The following is a 21,959-nucleotide window of genomic DNA, read 5'->3' as shown; positions in this document are numbered from 1 at the left end:
CCCGGCTGCCCGCAGGCCGGGTGGGATGCAGTGGCTTGTGCGTGGCTGTCGTGGCCGCGCAGGCGTCCGTGTACTTCGGCAGTGCATGGGCAGGCCAGGCGTGACCTTCGGCGGGTCCCCCGATACGGGTTGATCCTTTACCCTTCAGGGCTGTGTCGCGCAGCCTTGCGCGGCCTTTCCCTGTTTGGCCGGAGATATCCATGTCGTTTTCGAAGCTCGTCCCGTTGTCCCTGACGGTTGCAATCGCCGCCTCGCTGGCCGCCTGTGGCAAGACCGAGGCGCCCGCCGCCCCGGCGGCTGAAGCCAAGGCTGCGTTCGACCAGTCGCAGCTCAAGACCCAGCTGATTTCGCTCAATGCCGCTGACCTGGACCCGGCCGTGCAGGCCTGCGCCGACCTCAACGGCTTCGTCAACAGCAAGTGGCTCAAGGCCAACCCGGTGCCGGGCGACCAGACCACCTGGGGCAGCTTCGAGATCCTGCGTGAGCGCTCGCTGGAAGTGCAGCACGCGCTGGTGCAGCAGGCTGCCGCAGGCAAGGCCGCTGCCGGTTCCAACGAAGCCAAGATCGGCGACATCTGGAAGACCGGTTCGGACGAAGCCACCATCGAGGCGGCTGGCATCAAGCCGCTGCAACCGGAACTGGACAAGATCGCGGCGTTGAACGACACCGCCGCCATCACCGGCTACCTGCGTGACGCCTATGCGCAGGGCAATGGCTTCCTGTTCTCGCTGTACGCCAGCCCGGACTTCAAGGATTCGTCCAACGTCATCGCCTATGTTGGCCAGAGCGGCCTGGGCCTGCCGGAGAAGGGTTATTACTTCGACGAGTCGCAGGCCAAGATCCGCGACGCCTACGTGGCCTACATCGAGCAGCTGCTGACCCTGTCCGGCGTCGACGCCGCCCAGGCAAAGGAGCAGGCCAAGGCGGTGATGGATTTCGAAACCCGCCTGGCCAAGGCCTCTTTGTCGCGCATCGACCTGCGTGACCCGGCCAAGCGCTACAACCCGGTCAGCGCCGCCGATGCCGACAAGCAGACCCCGAATTTCAGCTGGACCGCGCTGTTCGATACGCTGCAGATCCCGGCCAAGGACAAGTTCTCGCTGGCCCAGCCCGGTTTCTTCAACGAGCTGAACACCATGCTGGCCGACGTGCCGGCCTCCACCTGGCAGGCCTACCTGCGCTTCCACACCGTGGACAACGCCGCGCCTTACCTGAGCAAGAACTTCGAGCAGGCCAACTTCGATTTCTTCAGCAAGACGCTGCGTGGCCAGCAGGAAATGCAGCCGCGCTGGAAGCGCGTGCTGGACTCGGTGAATGGTTCGATGGGTGAAGCGCTGGGCCAGCTGTATGTGGACGCGGTGTTCCCGGCCGAATCCAAGGTAGCAATGGAGCACCTGGTGCAGAACCTCTCGGTCGCGCTGAAGGCGCGCCTGGAAGGCTTGCCGTGGATGGGCGAGGACACCAAGAAGAAGGCGCTGGAAAAGTGGGCCAGCTTCACCCCGAAGATCGGCTACCCGGACAAGTGGCGTGACTGGTCGGGCCTGACCACCAGCAGCGACAGCTACCTGGGCAACGTGCAGGCCGCGCAGGCCTTCAACTACCGCTACATGCTGGGCAAGATCGGCAAGCCGGTGGACAAGACCGAGTGGGGCATGACCCCGCAGACCGTGAATGCCTATTACAACGCGACCAAGAACGAAATCGTGTTCCCGGCCGCCATCCTGCAGCCGCCGTTCTTCGACGCCAAGGCGGACCCGTCGTTGAACTACGGTGGCATCGGCGCGGTGATCGGCCACGAGATGATGCATGGCTACGATGACTCGGGCAGCCAGTTCGCCGCCAATGGCAACTTCGACAACTGGTGGACCGATGCTGATCGCACTGCGTTCACCGGCCGCACCGATCAGCTGGTCGCGCAGTTCGACGGTTACGAATCGCTGCCGGGTGTCAACGTCAAGGGCAAGTTGACCCTGGGCGAGAACATCGGCGACCTCGGCGGCCTGACCGTGGCCTATGACGCGCTGCAGATGGCGTTGAAGGAAGACCCCAAGGTCAACGTGCCGGTTGATGGCTACAGCCAGGATCAGCGCTTCTTCATGAACTGGGCCACCGTGTGGCGCCGCAACTTCACCGATGGCGAGCTGCGCGTGCGCCTGAACACCGATCCGCATGCACCGGCCAACTTCCGCGCCAATGGTGCACCGTCGAACATGCCGTCCTACGCCGCTGCGTTCCAGTGCAAGGCCGGTGATGCGATGGTGCGTGCTGACGACAAGCGTGTCGTGATCTGGTGATTTCGGTTGTTTGACCGCGATCTGTGAACGAAGGCCCGGCATTGCCGGGCCTTCTTTTTGGCTGGACTACATTGACGGCGAGTGACCTGTTTTTTGTAGGAGCGGCGTAAACCGCGAAGCAGGTAGATCATCAGGTCGCAAAGGTGCCGACAGTTCCAGGAATGCCAGCTTCGCGGCTTACGCCGCTCCTACAAAAGCCTGTCCTACACGGGCGTGCCAAGCAGCTTCTGTGCGAACGCCCGTTCCTCATCGCGCAACGTCAGCACCCGCACGCCAGTCTCCGTCACCTGCACCGTGTGCTCACACTGCGCCGACAACTTCCCATCGCGTGTGGTCACGGTCCAACCATCGTCGTGGTTGTCGATCGCCGCGCGGCCCTGGTTGATCATCGGTTCGATGGTGAAGGTCATGCCGGCCTGCAGTTCCAGCCCTGTGCCGCGATGGCCGTAGTGCAGTACCTGTGGTTCCTCGTGCATTTCGCGGCCGATGCCGTGGCCGCAGTATTCCTTCACCACCGAATAGCCGGCGGCCTTGGCGTGGCGTTGTATGACGTAGCCGATGTCACCCAGCGTCGCGCCGGGACGCACTGCGGCAATGCCTTTCCACATCGCCTCGTTGGTGACGCGTACCAGTCGCTGCGCCGGGTGGCTGACTTCACCGATCAGGAACATCCGGCTGGAATCGGCGATGTAGCCGTTCTTCTCCAGGGTGATGTCGAGATTGACAATGCTGCCATTGCGCAGGATGTCGGACGCGGACGGCACGCCGTGGCAGACCACGTTGTCGATCGAGCTGTTCAATACGTAGGCGAAGCCGTACTGGCCCTTGCTGGCCGGGCGTGCCTGAAGGGTCTGGACGATGTAGCGCTCCACCCAGTCGTTGACCTGCAAGGTGGTCATGCCTTCCAGCGGCAGCTTCAACAGCGCCTCGAACACCGAGGCGAGCAGGCGGCCGGATTCGGCCATCAGCGCCAGCTCGTGTGGCTGCTTGATCATTCGCTTGTCGCCAGCAAGGCGGACGGGCGTACGCCGGCGGCGGAAAGCTCGCGGGCGACGATTTCCTGGAAACTCAGCTGCGGATTGAGTTCGCACAGCATGCCGATCTTGATCCAGAACCCGGCCTGCGCGTTGATTGAACGCCCCGAGACCGAACTGGCCCGGCGCAGATTGTCGTGCAGCTCGTCGTCGATGTTCACGATGCCCATGCGGCGCTCCAGCAAAAAGAATGCATGGATCATATACGAATCGTATATATCGACACTGAATCTGCCGGTACCGGAAGATCACGGGCACGGCGCTGCAAGCGCAGAAGACGCGTCGGGGCAGGGGAGTTTGGAGGGTATTCAGCTTTGCCCACGGGGCAGACTTGGAATGGGCCGGCACCGTCGCTATAATCGCCGGCTTACCGCGCCATCCTGGCGACTGGGCAACATAGGAAAACACCACCATGGTCAAGATTCGACTGACCCGCGGCGGCGCCAAGAAGCGTCCGTTCTACCACATCATCGTTTCCGACGTTCGTAGCGCCCGCGACGGCCGCAACATCGAGCGCGTCGGTTACTACAACCCGGTTGCACAGGGTGGCGAGCAGCGCGTTGTGCTGGATATCGCTGCTTGTGACAAGTGGATCGCCAACGGCGCCCAGATGACCGACAAGGTTCGCAACCTGTACAAGGAAGCGTCCAAGTCCCAGGCCGCTGCGGCCTGATCCTGGCGGGCAGCCCGACCCCCCCGCCCGACTGCTATATGAAGAAAGATATCGAGCGCCGGATCCTGCTGGGCAGGGTTGCCGGCGTTTTTGGTGTGCGCGGCGAAATAAAGCTTGAGTCCTGGACCGAGCCACGTTCCGCCATTTTCAAATACCAGCCTTGGATTCTGCGTACCCCCGCGGGGCAGGAGTCCGAGCTGACCGGTGTGCGTGGCCGTGATTCGGGCAAGACGCTGGTTGCGACCTTCCCGGGCGTGACCGACCGCGACGTGGCTGAGGCCATGATCGGGACCGAGATTTACGTCGCCCGCAGCGCCTTGCCGCCGCCGAGCGCGGATGAGTACTACTGGGTGGATCTGGAAGGCCTGGACGTGCAGACCGTGGACGGCGTCAAGCTGGGCATGGCCTCGCACCTGTTCAGTACCGGCTCCAACGACGTATTGGTAACGCGCGGTGACCGCGAGCGGATGATTCCGTTCGTGATGGGCGACTTCGTCAAGTCTGTGGATTTCGAGGCCAACCTGATCGTGGTTGACTGGGATCCGGAGTTCTAAAGCCGTGCGTGTAGATGTCATCAGCCTGTTCCCGGAATTCCTCGCCCAATCGGCCGCGCTGGGCGTGGTCGGTCGTGCGCAGGAGCGGGGCTTGCTGGAGCTGCATGGCTGGAACCCGCGCGACTACGCCCAGGGCAATTACCGGCGGGTGGACGACCGTCCGTTCGGCGGCGGCCCGGGCATGGTGATGCTGATCGAGCCGCTGCGCGCGGCCCTGGCCGCGGCGCGTGCCGCTGATCCGGCGCCTGCACCGCTGATTTACCTCAGCCCGCAAGGCCGGCCGCTGGACCAGGCCAAAGTGCGCGAATTGGCGGCTCTGCCGCGGATGATCCTGCTGTGTGGCCGCTATGAAGGCGTGGACGAGCGTTTCCTGGCGAGCGAGGTGGACGAGGAGATCTCCATCGGCGATTACGTGCTGTCCGGCGGTGAGCTGGGTGCGGCGGTGATCATCGATGCGGTCACCCGCCTGCAAGAAGGTGCCTTGAATGACGCCGAATCGGCCGTCCAGGACAGTTTTGAAGGTGATGGTCTGCTGGATTGCCCGCATTACAGCCATCCGGCCAGTCATGCGCTGGGCGATGTGCCGGACGTACTGCGCTCCGGCAACCACGCCGCCATTGCCGCTTGGCGCCGCCAGCAATCGCTGCTGCGGACTGCCCTGCGGCGGCCTGATCTTTTGGACGAAGCCAGCCTGAACAAGGCTGACCGCAAGCTGCTGGCCGAAGCCCGGCAGGCGCTTGCAGATTCGTTCAAGCAAGCCACTGGCGCCGGTGGCGACCAGTAGGTTAGAATTGCGAGTTCCCGTGGGCTGAATGGCCTTGCGTGGAGCCAAAACAATAACGTGCAGCGCAATCCGGCGACTGTATGAGCCCAAGCTGTCGATCCGACACGCCCACCCCGAACAATCGGTGTAACCCAATGAGCAAGCTGAACAAGTCCATCGTCGCGGAATTCGAATCCGCCCAGATCACCCGCGAACTGCCGAAGTTCAGCCAGGGCGACACCGTCGTGGTGAACGTGAAGGTCAAGGAAGGCAACCGTGAGCGCGTGCAGGCATACGAAGGCGTCGTCATCGGCACCAAGAATGCTGGCCTGAACTCCGCTTTCACCGTGCGCAAGATCTCGCACGGCTACGGCGTCGAGCGCGTTTTCCAGACCCACAGCGCCATCATCGACTCGGTCGAAGTGAAGCGCCGCGGTAAGGTTCGCGCCGGTAAGCTGTACTACCTGCGTGGCCTGGAAGGCAAGGCTGCCCGCATCAAGGAAGACTTGGCTGCTGCCCAGCAGGCCAAGGCTGCTCGTCTGGCCGCCAAGGCCGCCGAGTAATCCTCGCAGCAGGCTCCGCCTGTTTGCAGCAACGGCCACCTTCGGGTGGCCGTTTGCGTTTGTGGGGTTGGGGGAAGCATTGCGAATGCAGAAGTGAGAAGTGAGAAGTGAGAAGTGAGAAGCGTAGAAGCGTAGAAGCGTAGAAGCGTAGAAGCGTAGAAGCTCAGAAGCTCAGAAGCTCAGAAGCTCAGAAGCGTAGAAGCTCAGAAGCGTAGAAGCTCAGAAGCTCAGAAGCTCAGAAGCCCCCTCATCCGCCCTCCGGGCACCTTCTCCCGCAAGCGGGAGAAGGGAAGGCTAGGCTTTTTGCGTGTTGATGGTTGGCCGCGCAGAGCAATGCCTGAGCGCAAGCAATGCGTCAGTTCAAAGTGATGCCAGCTTTCCCTTCTCCCGCTTGCGGGAGAAGGTGCCCGGAGGGCGGATGAGGGGGCTTTTGATCCTTGCGCCGGCTTCTCGCCGTACAGCAGCTCAGCGGAAATGCGCCTCGATCTGCTCCAGCGTCTTGCCCTTGGTCTCCGGCAGCCAGAATGCAGCAATCAGGAAGAACGCAAACGTACACGCGGCCCAGAACAGGAACATGCTGGCATAGCCGTAATGGCCCACCGTCGGCAGGAATACCGCCGCGATCGTGGTCGAGACGAACTGGTTGATCAGCAGCGCGATGCTCATGCCGTTCGAACGGATCCGGTTAGGCATCAGTTCCGACAAGGCCAGCCACACGCATACACCTGGGCCCACCGCGAAGAACGCAACAAACACCAGGATGCAGGCGGCCACTGCCCAGCCATGCGAAGCCGACGGCACTGGGCCTATCCAGGCCTGCTCGATGCGCAGCGGTGCGTCGGCGGCCTGGCTGGGGTCCGGGAACGGGTTCAGATGCAGGCTGCGGAAGAAGCGGCCGATCACGCTGTCGCCGCGTACCGTGGTGGCGCGCTCGATCAGCAGTTGCTGATCGCCGGGATCGTCACTGCGCAACGAACGCACGTCGCTGAAACCGCCATACGTCCACGATATGGTCAGCTGCATCGGTTGCTCGCCCTGGCTGCGCGTGCCGGCCAGCTGATGCCATTGCGCAGCATCCAGCTGCAACTGCAGGCCATCGGCCTGCACCGCATGCTGCAAGGCCGGCTGCACATCGGCGCGGCCCTGCTCGGCCTTGAAGAACAGCATCGCAGCGGCCAGCAAGGCCAGGCAGATGCCGCCGCTGCCTATCATCAGCAGGAATTTGCGGCCTTTGCGGTCGACCAGGAACAAGGCCACCAAGGTCATGATCACGTTGAGCAGCTTGATCGCCACATCCGCGCCATTGGCGGCAGCGCCGGGCAGGCCGGCCTGGTTGAGGATGTTGACCGCGTAGGCAAGGATCGAGTTGATGCCAGTGGCCTGGGTGAAGGCTAGTACCAGGCAGGCCAGCACGAACGGCACCATGTAGCGGCGGCTGAAAAGCCGGTCGCGCTCGCCCTCGGCCTTGGCCGTCACCGGATTCTGGATCTGCGCCAGCGTGGCTTCCACCTGCGATGCGGGCAACGTGGCCTGCAGGCCACGGCGTGCGGCATCGATGCGGCCACGGCGTACCAGCCAGCGCGGTGATTCATTGAGCCAGAACAGGCCGATGCAGAACACCACGCCCGGCAACAGGCAGGTCCAGAAGATGGTGCGCCAGGCCTGGTCCTTGACCGCGAACAGATGCTGCGCCTGCTGCACCAGCGGCAGGTTGCGCACCGACTCGGTCGCCGCATCCACCGAATGCGCCTGATACAGGCCAATCAGTGCGGCCAGCACCAAACCTACGGTCAGCAACAGCTGGAACATCGCCGCGCCACGGCCGCGTCGTTCCGGGCCCAATACTTCAGCCAGATACAGCGGCACCACCACACCGATCAAACCACCGCTGATGCCCTGCAGCAGGCGCCCCAACAGCAGCGGCGTGTAGCCGGAAGCCAATGCCATGATCGGGATGCTGGCGGTGAACAACACACCGGCCAGCAGCATCGCGCCGCGGCGGCCGATCAGGTCGGCAATCATGCCGGCGAACAACGAGGACAGCACGCTGCCCAACAACACCGCCGCCACCACGAAACCCATCTGCTGGCTGCTCAGTTGCCAGGCATGGCTGGCGGTGGCTTCCAGGTAGGGCAGGGCGCCGGCAATGATGCCGATGTCGATGCCGTACAACAGGCCGCCAAGGCCGGCGATGAACAATAGATAGCGCACGGGCCAACGCGGCGCGGCGTCGGTGGCGGGCACTGCAAACGTGGTGTCAGTCATCAACGCGTTCCTGGGCAAGATTTTGTAGTGCCGAGCCATGCTCGGCTGCACTTCGTTCCGGCGTTATGCTGCCGGAACGCGCTGGAATTCATGCGCTATGCCGAGCATGGCTCGGCACTACATGGAGCGGATCAGTTCGGGTTGACCGGATGGCCGGCTATCCATACCTGTTGCAATTGCAGTTGCGGGTCCAGCACCACCATGTCAGCACGCAGGCCGGGGGCGATGCGGCCGCGGTCTTCCAGGCCCAGGTAATCGGCCTGGATGGTGGAAACACGCTGCGAGGCGTCGGCCAGTTCCAGGCCCACATCCACCAGATTTCGAAGTGCCTGGTCCATGGTCAGTGCGCTGCCGGCCAACGAGCCGGTCGAGAGCCGCACGCAACCCATGCACTTGTGCACGCGTTGCTCGCCCAGCGCGTATTCGCCATCGGGCATGCCGGTGGCGGCAGTGGCATCGGTGACTGCGTACAGGCGCGGAATGGCGCGTACCGCCATGCGGATGGCGCCGCGATGCACGTGCTGCAGGTCGGGAATCAGTTCGGCGTACTCGGCATGCGCCAAGGCGGCAGCCGCGATGCCGGGCTTGTAGTGATCAACACCGGTCATGCCGTTGAACAGATGGGTAAAGCCGGTAGCGCCGGCCTGCAATGCAGCCACTGCGTCTTCATAGGTGCCGGCGCTGTGGCCGATCTGCACGCGGATGCCCATCGCTGCCAAGGCCGGTATCAAGGCGGTGTGCTGGCCGATTTCCGGCGCGATGGTCAGCACCTTGATCGGTGCAAGCGCGTGCAGATGTTGTACCGATTCCAGCGTGGCCTCGAGCGTGCGTGGCGGTTGCGCGCCCAGACGCTGCGGGCTGATGAAAGGGCCTTCCAGATGCACGCCGATGATCTGCGCGGCATCCGCGTCCGGTGTTGCCATCACCTGCGCCACACCGCGCAGGGCGTTCTCGATCTCGCCGTACTCGGCGGTCATGGTGGTGCCGAGCAGGGTGGTGGTGCCGTAGCGGGCGTGGGTGTGGGCGATGCGGCGGGCGACATCGCCGCCCTGCATCAGGTCCACGCCGGCCGCGCCATGCACGTGCAGGTCGATGAAGCCGGGCAGGATGATCGGCAGCTCGCCGCCGTCACCGGCATGATCTTCCAGCTCCAAGGTGCGCAGTTGCTGGTCGAAATGGACATGGCCACGGCGCCAGCCCAGCGGGGTGAGGATGCGGCCGTACAGGCTGCGGGTATCGGTCATGGCGGTGGCTCGGCGGTTATCACTTCGATGCCCTGCCGCTGCAGCCCTTCGCGGGTTGCCTCGTCGATGCCGGGGTCGGTGATGATGGCGTGGATCTGGTCGAGGCGGGCGATGCGATGCAGGCTGACGCGGCCGAATTTGGAGGCGTCGGTCAGTACCACGATGCGGCGTGCGCGTTCGACCATGCGGTGGTTGAGGCGGGCTTCGGCTTCGTCATGGGTGGTCAGGCCGAACTGCAGATCAAGACCATCCACGCCCAGGAACAAGGTGTCGAAGCTGTAGGAGGTGAGGCTGGCTTCGGCCTGGCTGCCCTGCAGCGACAGCGACTGCTTGCGCAGCAGGCCGCCGGTCAGCAGCACGTTGACGGCCGGGGCATTGGCCAGCTCCCAGGCGATGTTCAAACCATTGGTCATCACCGTCACATCGCGGTGATCGCGCAGGTGCCGGGCCAGGGTCATGGTGGTGGAGCCGGAGTCGATGATGATGTTGTCGCCGGGTTGCACCAGCTGCGCGGCGCGCATGCCGATGGATTCCTTCAGCGACAGGTTCAGCGCATCTTTCTCATGGATGTCCTGTTCCTGCGGCGGCATGCGTACCAGCGTTGCCCCACCGTGGGTGCGCGTGGCCAGGCCCTGCGCCTCGAAGTGGCCCAGGTCGGTACGGATGGTCACCGCCGACACGCCGAACTGATCAACCAGTTCGGCGACCTGCACGGTGCCTTGGTCGATCAGGCGCTGCAGGATCTGCTGTCGGCGGGGACGGGTATTGCGCATGGTCAGTTCTCTTGTGCGTTTGAAAGCGGAGATTAACCGTTCGCAAGGTTCGCGGCATGCAAACTTTCGCTTTGCTTGCGAGTACCTGCCTGATTGGCACTACAGGCGCGCGCGTATTCGTCCAGGCACTGGCCGATGCGGTGCTGTACAAGCGCTGCCGGCGTGGCAGCCAGCTGGCCTTCGCGCACGGCCAAGTACTGGCCCGGCAGATATTGGCTGAGCAGCACCAGCGGTGGGATGTGTTGTTCGAGATTGGCAAACAGCGTCTGCACCGCCTGCAGCAGCTCCGGCTCGCCCCAGTAGTAGCGGCAGCGGTCGCTGAAGGCGTAGGAGCGCAGCAGGCGCAGCGTGTCCGCGTCACCGTGGTAATGGGCCTGCCAGTTCTTCGGCTTGGCCAGCATCACCTGTTCCAGCACCTGAGGCAGCTTGGAGCATTGGTCGGCAGGCAGCAGTTCGGCTTCAATCGCAGCCAGCGCAAACAAGGCTTCGCGGTAGGCGAAGGTCGCCGCCGGGCCGACCTTGAGGATGGCGAAGTGGTCGCGCACCAGCGCATGCAAGCCGGATTCGCGCTGGTAATCGGTGGAGTGCGCTTCAAATACGATGCGCGGCTGCTGTTCCAGGAAGTCAGCCAGTTCACTGGCGGCAGCGGCGTCGTACTCGTGCACGCTGCTGTGGTCGAAGTCCACGCCGGGCTGTACCACCATCGCAATCACGCGCTGCCAGGCATCGCGTAGATCCGGCGTATCAAACGCCTGCTGGTGGATGGCCAGGGTCTGCGCGGCAGCGGCCGGCGTGGTGACTGCCAGCCCACCTGCCAGCGAGGCCTCGCCACCGGGAATCGGCACTTCGGTACCAATCACATATACCGGCGGCGGCAGGCCCATGGCCTTGGCGGTGGTTTCGGCGATGTGCGCCAGCTCGGCCGAACGTGCGGCGACGGTCGCGTCGGGCAGCGGGGTCGGGTCGTCGGCGCAGGACATGCTGCAATCCAGATGGATCTTGTGGAAGCCGGCAGCGACATAGGCGTCGATCAATACGCGCGCGTTGGCCATGGCTTCGGCGGCAGGCTGCTTCTGCCAGGCGTTCGGGCCGAGATGGTCGCCGCCCAGGATCAACCGCGCACGCGGAAAGCCTTCTTCGTCGGCCAAGGCTTCCACATAGGCGCGGTACTGCGGCGGGGTCATGCCGGTGTAGCCGCCGAACTGGTCTACCTGGTTGGAGGTGGCTTCGATCAGCAGCACGGTGCCGTGGCGCGCGGCCACGTGCATGGCGGCGCGCAACACCTGTTCGTTGCTGCAGCAGACGCTGTACAGGCCGACGTTGTGGCCTTGGCGATGAGAGGCAAGCAGGGACTGCAGCGGTGACATGGTCAGGCTCCGGGAATCAGATAGGCAGGTTGGCAGGCGAGCAGGGCGGCACCACGTGCGCCGCCGGCATCGCCGAAACGTGGTGGCACGATCGGCGGCACTTCCACGCCATTGAACAGATGTGCAGCGATGGCTGCGGGTAGTTGCTGATACAGCGGCGCGTATTGCGACAGGCCGCCGCCAAGCACGATCACATGCGGGTCCAGCGCGAGAATCAGCGCGGCGAAACTGTGCCCGAGCAGGTCGCGATGGATGTCCAACGCATGCATGGCGCGGGCATCGCCGGCTTCGGCCAAGGCGATGACTTCGCTGGCATTGGCAGCGTTGCCCCCCAGGTGCCGTTCGATCATCGCCACGCCGCTGCCGGACACATAGCGCTCCACGCAGCCGCGCAGGCCGCAGCCGCAGTCCAGCAACGGCAGGCCGTGGCGTTGCAGCAGGTTGGCCGGCACGCTCCAGTGGCCCCATTCGCCGGCCAGGCCGTTGAAGCCGCCGACCAGCTTGCCGTGCAGGCAGTAACCGCCGCCGGCACCAGTGCCGAGGATGGCGCCGAACATGCTGGCATAGCCGTCAGCCGCACCGCCGTGTGCTTCGGACAAGGCAAAGCACTGCAGGTCGTTGCCGAAATGCAGCGGCCGTTGCAGCCGCGCCTGCAGATCGGCAGCAACGCATTGGCCGGTCAGTGCCGGTACGTTGGCGCTGAGCTGGCGGCCACTGCGGCGCTCGCGCACGCCGGGCAGGGCGATGCCGATGGCGTCGGCGCGTTGGCCGAGTTCGGCATCGGCATCTGCAACCAGCGTTTCCACCGCCTGCAGAAAGCCGCTGTAGTCGCCCTGCGGAGTAGCGATGCGTTTGCGCCACGCAACCTGCAGGGCGGCATCGCAGGCCACCAGTTCTATCTTGGTACCGCCGATGTCGATGCCGTAACAGGCTGGGGCGCGGGTATCAGCCATGGTGGATGGTGACGCCCTTGACCACGCGGTTGACGGTGCCGTCAGGGAACGGATTGTCCGGCGTCAGCCCAAGTGCGGCCGAGCGCTGCAACGCATACAGCTGTGCGAACGGCAGCCACACCGGTGCCAGCCAGCTGTCGGGCAAGGCCGGGACCGCCAGCGTGTAGTCGTCGTGGATGCCCAGATCCGAATGCGGGCCGATCGACAGCACCTTGCCGGCGACGCCGTCGCCGCGCAGTTCTTCCAGCAGATCCTGTTCGTAGCGGCGCGACAGCGGCTCGGCACTGCGCAGTACCACTACCAGCGTTTCATCGTTGAGCGTGGACTTGGGCCCGTGGCGGAAACCCAGCGGCGTATTGGCCAGCGCCAGCACGCGGCCGGCGGTGAGTTCCAGCACCTTCAGCGCGGCCTCGCGGGCGAGTGCTTCCAGCGGGCCGCTGGCCAGGTAGATCACCCGGTTGTACGGCTGCGTGGCCAGTGCGGCAACGGCCGCATCCCAGTTGCCCAGGCCCTGCCGGGCGAGTGCGGCAACCTGCTGCAGGCGCTGTACGCGTTCGGCCCATGGCGCGCTGTCGAATACCGTCAACGCGGTCAGCAGCATGCAGCTCAGGCTGCTGGTCATGGCGAAGGCGCGGTCGCAGCTGGCGGCCGGCATCAGCACGGTGCAGGTGTCCTCGCGGCCGGCACCACGGCGGGCCAGTTCGCCTTCGGCATTGCAGGTGATGTCGAGGAAGCGGGCATCGTCCACGTCGGCACATACGCGGTCGACGGCGGCAACGCTTTCCGGGCTGGAACCACTGCGGCCGAACGACACCAGCAGGGTCGGGCGGTCACGCTGCAGGTATAGCGCCGGGTGGGTGAGCAGGCTGGTGGTGTGCACGGCGCGCACCTCGGCCGGCCACTGCGCGTTGATGCTGTCGGCCACCATCTCGGCAATGAAGCCCGAGCTGCCGGCGCCGGTGAAGATCACCCGTTGGCGCGGGTCGGACAGGCGCTGGCCGAGGAAATCCTGCAGGCGCGAGCTGGCCTGTTGCAGATCAGCTGCAAGGGTTTCCCACAGCGCAGGCTGCTGGGCGATTTCGGTAGCGGTGTCGGCTCCGCCCAGGCGCTGCCAGGCGGTCAGATCGTGAAGCAGGGTGGCATCCATGTGTGATTCCTGATTGGCCAGCGCACGATCTTTCTTTTCTTTCGAAATGTCAAATAGCGAAAGTAAAACGAAAGAAAATAATCGTGCCGCTTTGCCTGCTTGAGAATCGTCCCAAGCGAAAGGTTTCTCGCGAAACGCTTTCGCAGCAATGAATACAGTCAGTTTGGCGATATGAAAGATGGTGCTCTGCACCATCTTTCGCATGGAAGAAATCTTACTTACTTTTGGCTTTCATTTTGTTGACATCTTTCGATTTACTGCCCTAGAGTCGGCGCACTCGGTTTCGAAACGCCCGTTGAACGGGTTGGAGGCAAGGTGGAACACTGCGTTCGTCAATCGCCGCTGTTGCTGGCGCTGCTTTCGGCCCTGTTGTTGCCGGCAGTGACCGCACAGGCCGAGCCCATCGGCAACCTGCGCACGGTCACTGCCAGCGATGGCCGCGACGGCGTACGCGCCTGGGACGTACGCAGTGATACCGGCAGCACCCTGCGCATCGAGGTGCTGGCCAACGACATCGTGCATGTGCAGGCCGGCCGCAACGGCAAGTTGAGCGGAGCCGGTGACAAGGCTGCGCCCATCGTGTTGCCGCAGCCGGTACAGCCGGTACAGGCACAACTGGAAGAAGACGCGCAGGAAATTCGCGTGCGTACCCCGGCGTTGGTCCTGCATGTGCAGCGGCAGCCCTTGCAGCTGCGCCTGGAGCGCCTGGACGGCGGCAAATCGGTACCGCTGTGGCAGGAACAGCAGCCGCTGGACCTGGCAGCCGAGCAGAGCGTGCAGGTGCTGTCCTCGCAGGCCGATGAAGCCTTCTACGGTGGTGGTCAGCAGAACGGCCGTTTCCAGTTCAAGGGCCGCGAACTTGAAGTTTCCTATTCCGGTGGCTGGGAAGAGGGCGACCGCCCGAGCCCGGCGCCGATGCTGCTCAGCTCACGCGGCTGGGGCATGTTGCGCAACACCTGGAGCGACGGCAGCTACGACCTGCGCCAGCCCGATCAAGCAACGTTGCTGCACCGCGAAGACCGCTTCGACGCGTATTACTTCGTAGGCAACGATCTGCAGCGGCTGCTGGAGCGCTATACGCAGCTGACCGGCCGACCGAACATGGTCGCGCGCTGGGCGCTGTCCTACGGCGATGCCGATTGCTACAACGACGGCGACAACGTCAAAAAGCCCGGCAGCGTGCCCGAGGGCTGGAGCGATGGTCCCACCGGTACCACCATCGATGTGGTCAACAGTGTCGCTGCCAAGTATCGCGAAAACGACATGCCGGGCGGCTGGATCCTGCCCAACGATGGCTACGGCTGCGGCTACAAGCAGCTGCCGGAAACCGCGCAGGGTTTGGCCAAGTACGGCTTCAAGACCGGTCTGTGGACCGAGAACGGTGTCGACAAAATTGCCTGGGAAGTGGGCAAGGCCGGCAGCCGCGTGCAGAAGCTGGACGTGGCCTGGACCGGGCAGGGCTATCAGTTCGCGATGGATGCGAACCGCCAGGCCTTCGACGGCATCCTCAACAATTCCGACTCGCGCCCGTTCCTGTGGACTGTGATGGGTTGGGCCGGCATCCAGCGCTATGCGGTTGCGTGGACCGGTGACCAGAGCAGCAGCTGGGATTACATCCGCTGGCACGTGCCAACCCTTGTCGGCTCCGGGCTGTCGGGCATGGCCTACGCCAGCGGCGACGTCGATGCGATCTTCGGCGGCAGCGCCGAAACCTTCACCCGCGACCTGCAGTGGAAGACCTTCACTCCTGTGCTGATGGGCATGTCCGGCTGGTCATCGAACGCGCGCAAGCACCCGTGGTGGTTCGACGAACCCTACCGCTCGATCAACCGCGACTACCTCAAGCTGAAAATGCGCCTCACCCCGTATATGTACGGGCTGGTACACGAGGCCGCACAGACTGGCGCACCACCGGTACGCGGGCTGATGTGGGACAACCCGCAGGACCCGCACGCGCAGGACGAAACCTACAAGTATCAGTTCCTGCTCGGCCGCGACCTGCTGGTTGCACCGGTCTACCGCAGCCAGGCGGCAAGCCGTGGCTGGCGCCGCGACATCCATCTGCCGGCCGGCGGTTGGTACGACTACTGGGATGGCCGCCATCTGCAGGCCGGTGCCGCGGGCAAGCAACTCGACCGTCCGGTCGAGCTGGCGACGCTGCCGGTATTCGTGCGCGCCGGCGCGATCCTGCCGATGTATCCGGAGATGTTGTTCGACGGCGAAAAGCCGCTGGATGAAGTGAGCTTCGATCTGTACCCGCAGGGCGAGTCCAGCTACACGTTGTATGAAGACGATGGCAGCACCCGTCGCTACCAGAAGGGCGAATCCAGCACGCAGCAGATCCGCGTACAGGCACCTGCGCAGGGCAGTGGCCCGGTGCAGGTGGAGATCGCGCCGGTGCAGGGCGAGTACCAGGGCCAATTGGCGCAGCGTCGTTACGGCCTGCGCGTGTTGAATCGCAATGCCCCGACCGCCGTGCAGCTCGATGGCCGCGCGCTGCCCAAGCTGGCCGATGCCGCAGCACTGCAGGCAGCAAGCGAAGGTTGGTATTTCGATGCCAAGGAGCGCAAAGGTACGCTGCACGTGCGCACTGCGACCCAGGACATCCGCGCGCCGCTGAAACTGCAACTGGATTTCCCGGTTGCCGCCGCGCTGGCCGACGATGCCTTCCCGAACGCGCCGGAACTGGGCCGCGCGCTGCCTTCCGACAGCCTGCTGGTGGTCAACCGTCCGGCCGAAGAACCCGGCCATCCGCTGGAAAATGCCTTCGACGACGATCCGGCAACTTGGTTCCGCAGCGTACGCAACCAAGCCATCCGCACCGGCGCCCATGAGTGGGTGGTGGGCTTTGGCGAGCGCAAGCTGATAGACGGCATCGAGCTGGCACCGCGCAACGACCAGCACTGGAAGCACGGCCAGGTGCGCGATTACGAAATTTACATGGCCGACAGTAATGGCGAGTGGGGCAAGCCGATTGCCAGCGGTCACCTGCAGCTGAAGCAGGAACTCCAGCGCATCGACTTCCCGGCCCATGCCGGTCGTCTGCTGCGCTTCCGCGTGCTCAGCGTGCAGAACCCGGATGGCGATGGCGCAAGCGGCGCCGATCCGATGGTGACCGCCGCGCAGGGCAATACTGCACGCGCAGTGGATGCATTGCAGCCGCGCGATGTTGGCCCGATTGCACTGTCCACTTTCCACATCCTCGAGCAGCAAACGGCCGAGCGGCCGGCGCGGCAGCTATACCTCTCCCAGCTGCCGCTGCCGGCCGTGTTGGCCGCCCAGGTACATGCCGACCGCTCGTTCGCCGCTGAAGTGCCAATGCGCATGAATGGTCTGCAGTTCCGCCGCGGCCTTGGCGTCGGCGCACAAAGCCGCATCGACATGAACTTGAAAGGCCAGTGGAAGACACTGCGTGCCGATCTGGGCGTCGACGACCAATGCCGTCAGGCCGGTGGCCTGCAGTTCCAGGTATGGGGCGATGACCGCCTGCTCTATGACAGCGGCTTCGTGAAAGCGCCGGGTGTGGTCAAGCCCGAGCTCGACATCCGCGGTCTGTCCAAATTGAGTCTGCGCACCTTGGGCGCGCAGGGCAGCCAACCGTCCCAGGTCTGCGCCAACTGGGCCAATGCCGTACTGATCGGCGAGGAGGGCGATTCCGCCGACATCCTCGCGCCATGACCTACCCGTAACACCGCTCTTCCCACCGGATTACCCCGGCTACGGTTCAAAAACCGTGGCATGGGATCGCTTTGCCCGCCATCTGCTGTTTTTTTTGCGTGCCCTTGCCAGGAGAGAACCCCGATGTTGCCAGCCAATCGCAGTGCCAAACGCTGTTTGCCAGCCCCGTTATCGTTGGCTGTCGCCAGCGTGTTGTTCGCCATCGCCGCACCTGCGTTCGCGCAGACCAGCGCCGAGAAAGAAAAGGAAAAGGACAAGACCACCGAGCTTTCGCGCATCGAGGTCACCGGTTCCAACATCCGCCGCACCGATGTGGAAACCGCATCGCCGGTGCAGGTGATCAGCAAGCAGGACATCGAAAACATGGGCGCGCGCACGCTGTTGCAGGTGCTCGACAACCTGCCGGCGGCACGGCCAGGCCAGGTCGATTCCAAGTCGCTGTTCACCGGTTCCGATGGCGCCTCGCAGGCCAATCTGCGTGGCCTCGGCGCGCAGGGCACGCTGGTGTTGTTGAACGGTCGCCGCCTGTCGTATTACGGCGCTCCAGCTGGCTTCCAGACCCAGTTCGTCAACATCGATGCCATTCCTGCCGCCGTCATCGAACGCATGGAAGTGCTGACCGATGGTGCGTCGGCGGTTTACGGCACCGACGCGGTGGCCGGCGTCATCAACGTCATCACCAAGAGCAGCTACCAGGGCCTGGAAGTCAGTGGCACCTGGGACACCGCCTCGCGTTTTGATTCCTTCGGCGAGAAGCAGGCCAGCGTTACCGGTGGCTTTGGTGACATGGCCGAGGACGGCTACAACGTCTATGCCAGCGTCAATCTCTATGAGCGCGATGGCATTCCGGACAGCGAGTGGTACCTGAAGAACCCGGGCCAGTTCTACGTCAACAATCCGGATTACATCAAGAACCTGCGCTTGGACACCGGCAGCGCGCCGGGCGTGTTCAATCCTGGCTATTACTACGCGATCGATCCGGTCACCGGCGCGCGCAGGGATGAGGCCGCACCGGGTTGCAACAACGTGCTGCAGGTCAGCAGCGGCACGCGCTGCATCTGGCAGACCTGGATGAACCGGCAGATCAATGGCGGCGCGGATTCCAAGCGCGTCACTGCCTACGTCAATGGCCATTACCAGCTCAACGACAGCACCGAGGCGTTTGCCGAAGTCACCTATACCGACATCGACCTGCATGCCAATGGCGGCACGCCGCGCGCGTATGGCACCACCACCGGCAACCCGCAGAGCTGGTTCTCGCGCAACACCGGCAATACGGTCAACCAGTTCCTGACCCCGTGGTTGGGCCCGAACAACGAATACAACCATGCCAGCCCGGAATTGAAGGCGATGATGGGCGGTGTGGTCGGTTTGGGTTACCTGCTGCAGGACGTCGGCGGTGGCCACTTCGGCCAGCGCAATACCGATGACAGCTACCGCGTGGTGGCAGGTCTGCGTGGCGCTGCTGGCGACTGGAACTGGGAAACCGCGTTCGCCACCGCCGGCTCGCACTCGGTCACCTACCAGACCACCAACGTCAACCTGAAGGGCTTCGAGAAGGCATTCGGCCCGTATACCGTCGATCCGGGCACCGGCCGCGTCATCATTTCCGATCACCCGGCCTACAAGTTCGGTGAGATCAGTGAGGCCAATGCGGCGCTGATCCGTGAAGCCTTCCCGACCTTCGACATCGAGTCGTGGACGCGTCTGCACACCTTGGACGGCAAGATCGAAGGCCCGCTGTTCAACATGCCGGCCGGTGAAGTGCGCGCGGCATTCGGCTTCAACGCTACCCGCGAAACCTTCTATACGCCGGGCAACCCGGATGCTGCAAACGGCCTGATCACCCAGCAGGGTGGCTCGTGGTTCGACGGCAAGCGCAACACCTATGCAATCTTCGGCGAAGCCGTGGCGCCGCTCACCGACAAGTTGGAGATGGACCTGGCACTGCGTCTGGACAAGTACCCGGGCTTCAGCGCCAATGCCGCGCCGAAGATCGGCCTGAAGTACCAGGCGCTGCCGCAGTTGATGCTGCGTGGTACCTATTCCGAAGGCTTCCGTGCACCCAGCCTGGCCGAGGCCGGCAGCGGTGGCGTGTACGCACAGATCGGTGGCTACCGTGATGAAGTCCGTTGCGCCGAAACCAATGCAATTGCCGGTTTGTTGCGGCAGTCCAACCGCGTCGTCGACCAGGACCTGGGCAACAGCCTGTTCAACAGCGATTGCAGCCGCAACGTGGCACGCATGACCCAACCCAACCAGGATCTGAAGCCGGAGAAGGCGAAGATCGCCACCTTGGGCTTCGTGCTGGAGCCGACCGATTGGTTGTCGGTGTCGGCCGACTACTGGTTCGTGTACCGCCGTGATGAGATCGTCGCGCCGGATTACAGCAAGGAAGAAGACATCGACTCGATGACCCGCTTCCCGATCACCGAGTCCGACAAGTCCAACCTTGCTGCGCTGGCCGCCATGTGCAGCGACCCGTCCAGCGGTGTGACCTGTCCGGGTACCTTGCCGGGCTACAGCATCGGCAACGTAGCCAGTGTGATCGGCCAGTACAGCAACCGTGGCCGCACCCTGATCGATGGCTTCGACGTGGATCTGCGCAGCCGCTTCGACCTGGGGGAATGGGGCCGTCTGAACATCGGTGTGGCAGCTACCATCGCCAATCGCAACATGTACAACTCCGACAACGGCGACGGCTGGTACTACGGCAACCTGGTTGGCTACTACAACAACCCGAAGGTGCGCGCGACGTTCAACACCAACTGGACGTATGGCAAGTGGGACACTGGCTTCTACGTCAACTATGTCGGCGGTACCAAGTGGGCCTACGACCGTGTTGATGCGGAAGACAACAACGCGCAGACCTGCACCGGTAGTTTCCTCGACCTGGCTCCCGGCCATTGTGGCGGCGCCCCGGCATGGTGGACGGCCAACCTGAGCGTGAACTGGCGGCCGATCGAAAAGCTGAGTGTCGGCGTCACGGTGAAGAACCTGTTCAACCGCCTGCCGTTCTACGATCCGAACGACTGGATGAACTTCTCCGGTTACACCAACAACTTCGGCCGTATCTACAGCGTCACCGCGACCTACAAGTTCTGAGCAAACCGCAGCATCGCTTCCCCCTCATGCATTGCATGAGGGGGAAGACAGTGACACCGTCAGCAAGGTCGTGACACGCACGTCACCACCGGCAAGATCCATGAAAGAGGAAACACAATGAAGCGTAGGGAATTCATCATGGCCAGTGCGGCCCTTGCCGCCACCAGCCTGCTGCCCGAGACCCCCGCCTGGGCACGCAACCGCAAGATGCGTCTGGGTGTGATCGGCACCGGCATGCGCGGTCAGGTGCTGCTGAAGGAGCTGGTACGCCGTGACGACGTGGAAGTGGTTGCCCTGTGCGACATCGAACCGATCATGCTCGGCCGTGCGATGGACATGGTGGCCAAGGCCGGCAAACCGGCGCCGCAGGCCTATGGTGCCGACCGCGACCAGAATGCCTGGAAGCGCCTGCTGGAGCAGCGCGGTTTGGACGGCGTGATCATTGCCACTCCGTGGGAACTGCATGCACCGATGGCGATTGCCGCGATGCAGGCCAAGGTGGCGGTGGGCTGCGAAGTGGTTGCCGGCATTACCCTGCAGGACCATTGGGATGTACTCAACACCCAGCTGGCCACCGGCACTCCATACATGCTGCTGGAGAATGTCTGCTACCGGCGCGATGTGATGGCGGCGCTGCAGATGGTGCGTCAAGGCCTGTTCGGCGAGCTGGTGCATCTGCAGGGCGGCTATCAGCACGACCTGCGCGGGGTGAAGTTCAATTCCGGCGATCCGTCGCAGCCCTACGACAGCGGCGTTGAGTTTGGTGCCAAGGGCTGGTCGGAAGCGCGCTGGCGCACCGAGCATTCGGTGCAGCGCAATGGCGAGTTGTATCCCAGCCACGGCATCGGCCCGTGCGCGATGTATACAGGCATCAATCGCGGTAACCGTTTCACCCATATCAATGCGTTCGCCAGCAAGGCGCGCGGCCTGCACGAATACACCGTGGCCAAGAGCGGCGGCACCACGCATCCGAGCACCAAGGCCACCTTCAAGCTGGGCGACATTGTCACCACCACGCTGGCGTGCGAGAACGGCGAGACCATCCTGCTGCAGCACGACACCTCCCTGCCGCGCCCGTATTCGATGGGCTTCCGCGTGCAGGGCACCAAGGGCCTGTGGATGGACGTCAACCACGGCATCCATATCGAAGGCCGCAGCCCGCCGCACCAGTGGGAAGAGTTCAAGACCTACCAGGACCAGTACGAGCACCCGCTGTGGAAGCAGCATGCCGCGACCGCTGCCAGTGCCGGTCACGGTGGCATGGACTGGTTCGTGATCCATGCCTTCGTTGAAGCACTGAAGGCCAAGGCGCCGATGCCGATCGACATCTACGATGCGGTGACCTGGAGCGCGATCACGCCGCTGTCGGAGCAGTCGATCGCCAACAGCTTCCAGACCCTGGAATTCCCGGATTTCACCAAGGGCCTGTGGCAGCAGCGCAAGCCGATCTTCGCCTTCGACGGCAGCTACTAGGTAGTGGGGGGGCCACCGGTGCTAGGGGCGGGACCCCTCATGACCCCGGCACCCCCTGGGCAGCGCTACCCAC

16 protein-coding genes are annotated in these 21,959 nt (G+C 63.9%); 8 read left to right on the top strand and 8 right to left on the bottom strand.

Features of this window, described 5'->3' with window-relative positions:
• Positions 1-200: 200 nt before the first annotated feature.
• Positions 201-2,294: a M13 family metallopeptidase gene (locus tag ABE493_RS02020; protein WP_346496787.1), complete on the top strand. Its 2,094-nt coding sequence runs from the start codon at positions 201-203 to the stop codon at positions 2,292-2,294.
• A 203-nt stretch (positions 2,295-2,497) separates the two neighbouring features.
• Here the strand turns inward: ABE493_RS02020 and map are convergent, their stop codons facing one another.
• Positions 2,498-3,289 carry a type I methionyl aminopeptidase gene (gene map, locus ABE493_RS02015; protein WP_346496785.1) on the bottom strand — a complete coding sequence of 264 codons (792 nt, stop codon included), beginning with the start codon at positions 3,287-3,289 and terminating at the stop codon, positions 2,498-2,500.
• Positions 3,286-3,498, bottom strand: coding sequence for a ParD-like family protein (locus ABE493_RS02010; protein ID WP_346496989.1), 213 nt, complete (start codon positions 3,496-3,498; stop codon positions 3,286-3,288). Before ABE493_RS02010 ends, map begins: the two co-directional genes overlap by 4 nt.
• Before the next feature lie 242 nt (positions 3,499-3,740).
• On the opposite strand from ABE493_RS02010, the gene rpsP reads away from it, so the two are divergent.
• The 4 genes from rpsP (at position 3,741) to rplS (ending at position 5,881) form a co-directional block, all read left to right on the top strand.
• On the top strand, positions 3,741-4,001 hold the full coding sequence (gene rpsP / locus ABE493_RS02005) for a 30S ribosomal protein S16 (RefSeq protein WP_282273428.1): 261 nt from the start codon (positions 3,741-3,743) through the stop codon (positions 3,999-4,001).
• Positions 4,002-4,039: 38 nt separating this feature from the next.
• A complete protein-coding gene (gene rimM / locus ABE493_RS02000; protein ID WP_346496782.1) occupies positions 4,040-4,555 on the top strand; it encodes a ribosome maturation factor RimM in 516 nt (171 codons plus the stop codon).
• A gap of 4 nt (positions 4,556-4,559) precedes the next feature.
• Positions 4,560-5,339: a tRNA (guanosine(37)-N1)-methyltransferase TrmD gene (trmD, locus tag ABE493_RS01995; protein ID WP_057626602.1), complete on the top strand. Its 780-nt coding sequence runs from the start codon at positions 4,560-4,562 to the stop codon at positions 5,337-5,339.
• Between the two features lie 134 nt (positions 5,340-5,473).
• Complete coding sequence (rplS, locus tag ABE493_RS01990; protein WP_293716960.1) at positions 5,474-5,881, top strand: 50S ribosomal protein L19; 408 nt, start codon at positions 5,474-5,476, stop codon at positions 5,879-5,881.
• Between the two features lie 465 nt (positions 5,882-6,346).
• Here rplS and ABE493_RS01985 read toward each other — a convergent pair whose 3' ends face one another.
• From ABE493_RS01985 to ABE493_RS01960, 6 genes are all read right to left on the bottom strand, one after another.
• Positions 6,347-8,146: an MFS transporter gene (locus ABE493_RS01985; RefSeq protein ID WP_346496779.1), complete on the bottom strand. Its 1,800-nt coding sequence runs from the start codon at positions 8,144-8,146 to the stop codon at positions 6,347-6,349.
• Between the two features lie 131 nt (positions 8,147-8,277).
• A complete protein-coding gene (gene nagA / locus ABE493_RS01980) occupies positions 8,278-9,390 on the bottom strand; it encodes an N-acetylglucosamine-6-phosphate deacetylase (RefSeq protein WP_346496777.1) in 1,113 nt (370 codons plus the stop codon).
• On the bottom strand, positions 9,387-10,169 hold the full coding sequence (locus ABE493_RS01975) for a DeoR family transcriptional regulator (protein ID WP_346496987.1): 783 nt from the start codon (positions 10,167-10,169) through the stop codon (positions 9,387-9,389). The genes nagA and ABE493_RS01975 overlap by 4 nt, the downstream gene beginning before the upstream one ends.
• A 26-nt stretch (positions 10,170-10,195) precedes the next feature.
• Positions 10,196-11,530, bottom strand: a complete 1,335-nt coding sequence (locus tag ABE493_RS01970) for a D-tagatose-bisphosphate aldolase, class II, non-catalytic subunit (RefSeq protein ID WP_346496775.1) — start codon at positions 11,528-11,530, stop codon at positions 10,196-10,198.
• A 2-nt stretch (positions 11,531-11,532) separates the two neighbouring features.
• Positions 11,533-12,483, bottom strand: coding sequence for an ROK family protein (locus ABE493_RS01965; RefSeq protein ID WP_346496773.1), 951 nt, complete (start codon positions 12,481-12,483; stop codon positions 11,533-11,535).
• Positions 12,476-13,630, bottom strand: a complete 1,155-nt coding sequence (locus ABE493_RS01960) for an SIS domain-containing protein (protein ID WP_346496771.1) — start codon at positions 13,628-13,630, stop codon at positions 12,476-12,478. Before ABE493_RS01960 ends, ABE493_RS01965 begins: the two co-directional genes overlap by 8 nt.
• 315 nt (positions 13,631-13,945) lie before the next feature.
• On the opposite strand from ABE493_RS01960, the gene ABE493_RS01955 reads away from it, so the two are divergent.
• From ABE493_RS01955 to ABE493_RS01945, 3 genes are all read left to right on the top strand, one after another.
• Positions 13,946-17,308 carry a TIM-barrel domain-containing protein gene (locus ABE493_RS01955; RefSeq protein ID WP_346496769.1) on the top strand — a complete coding sequence of 1,121 codons (3,363 nt, stop codon included), beginning with the start codon at positions 13,946-13,948 and terminating at the stop codon, positions 17,306-17,308.
• A 123-nt stretch (positions 17,309-17,431) separates the two neighbouring features.
• Positions 17,432-20,413 carry a TonB-dependent receptor plug domain-containing protein gene (locus ABE493_RS01950; protein WP_346496767.1) on the top strand — a complete coding sequence of 994 codons (2,982 nt, stop codon included), beginning with the start codon at positions 17,432-17,434 and terminating at the stop codon, positions 20,411-20,413.
• A gap of 117 nt (positions 20,414-20,530) precedes the next feature.
• On the top strand, positions 20,531-21,886 hold the full coding sequence (locus ABE493_RS01945; RefSeq protein WP_346496765.1) for a Gfo/Idh/MocA family protein: 1,356 nt from the start codon (positions 20,531-20,533) through the stop codon (positions 21,884-21,886).
• Positions 21,887-21,959 lie beyond the last annotated feature (73 nt).

The organism is Stenotrophomonas terrae (genome assembly GCF_039674165.1).
GTDB lineage: Bacteria > Pseudomonadota > Gammaproteobacteria > Xanthomonadales > Xanthomonadaceae > Stenotrophomonas > Stenotrophomonas terrae_A.
Note: the sequence above shows the minus strand (reverse complement) of the source record. Positions and strands in the feature narration are given on the sequence as shown.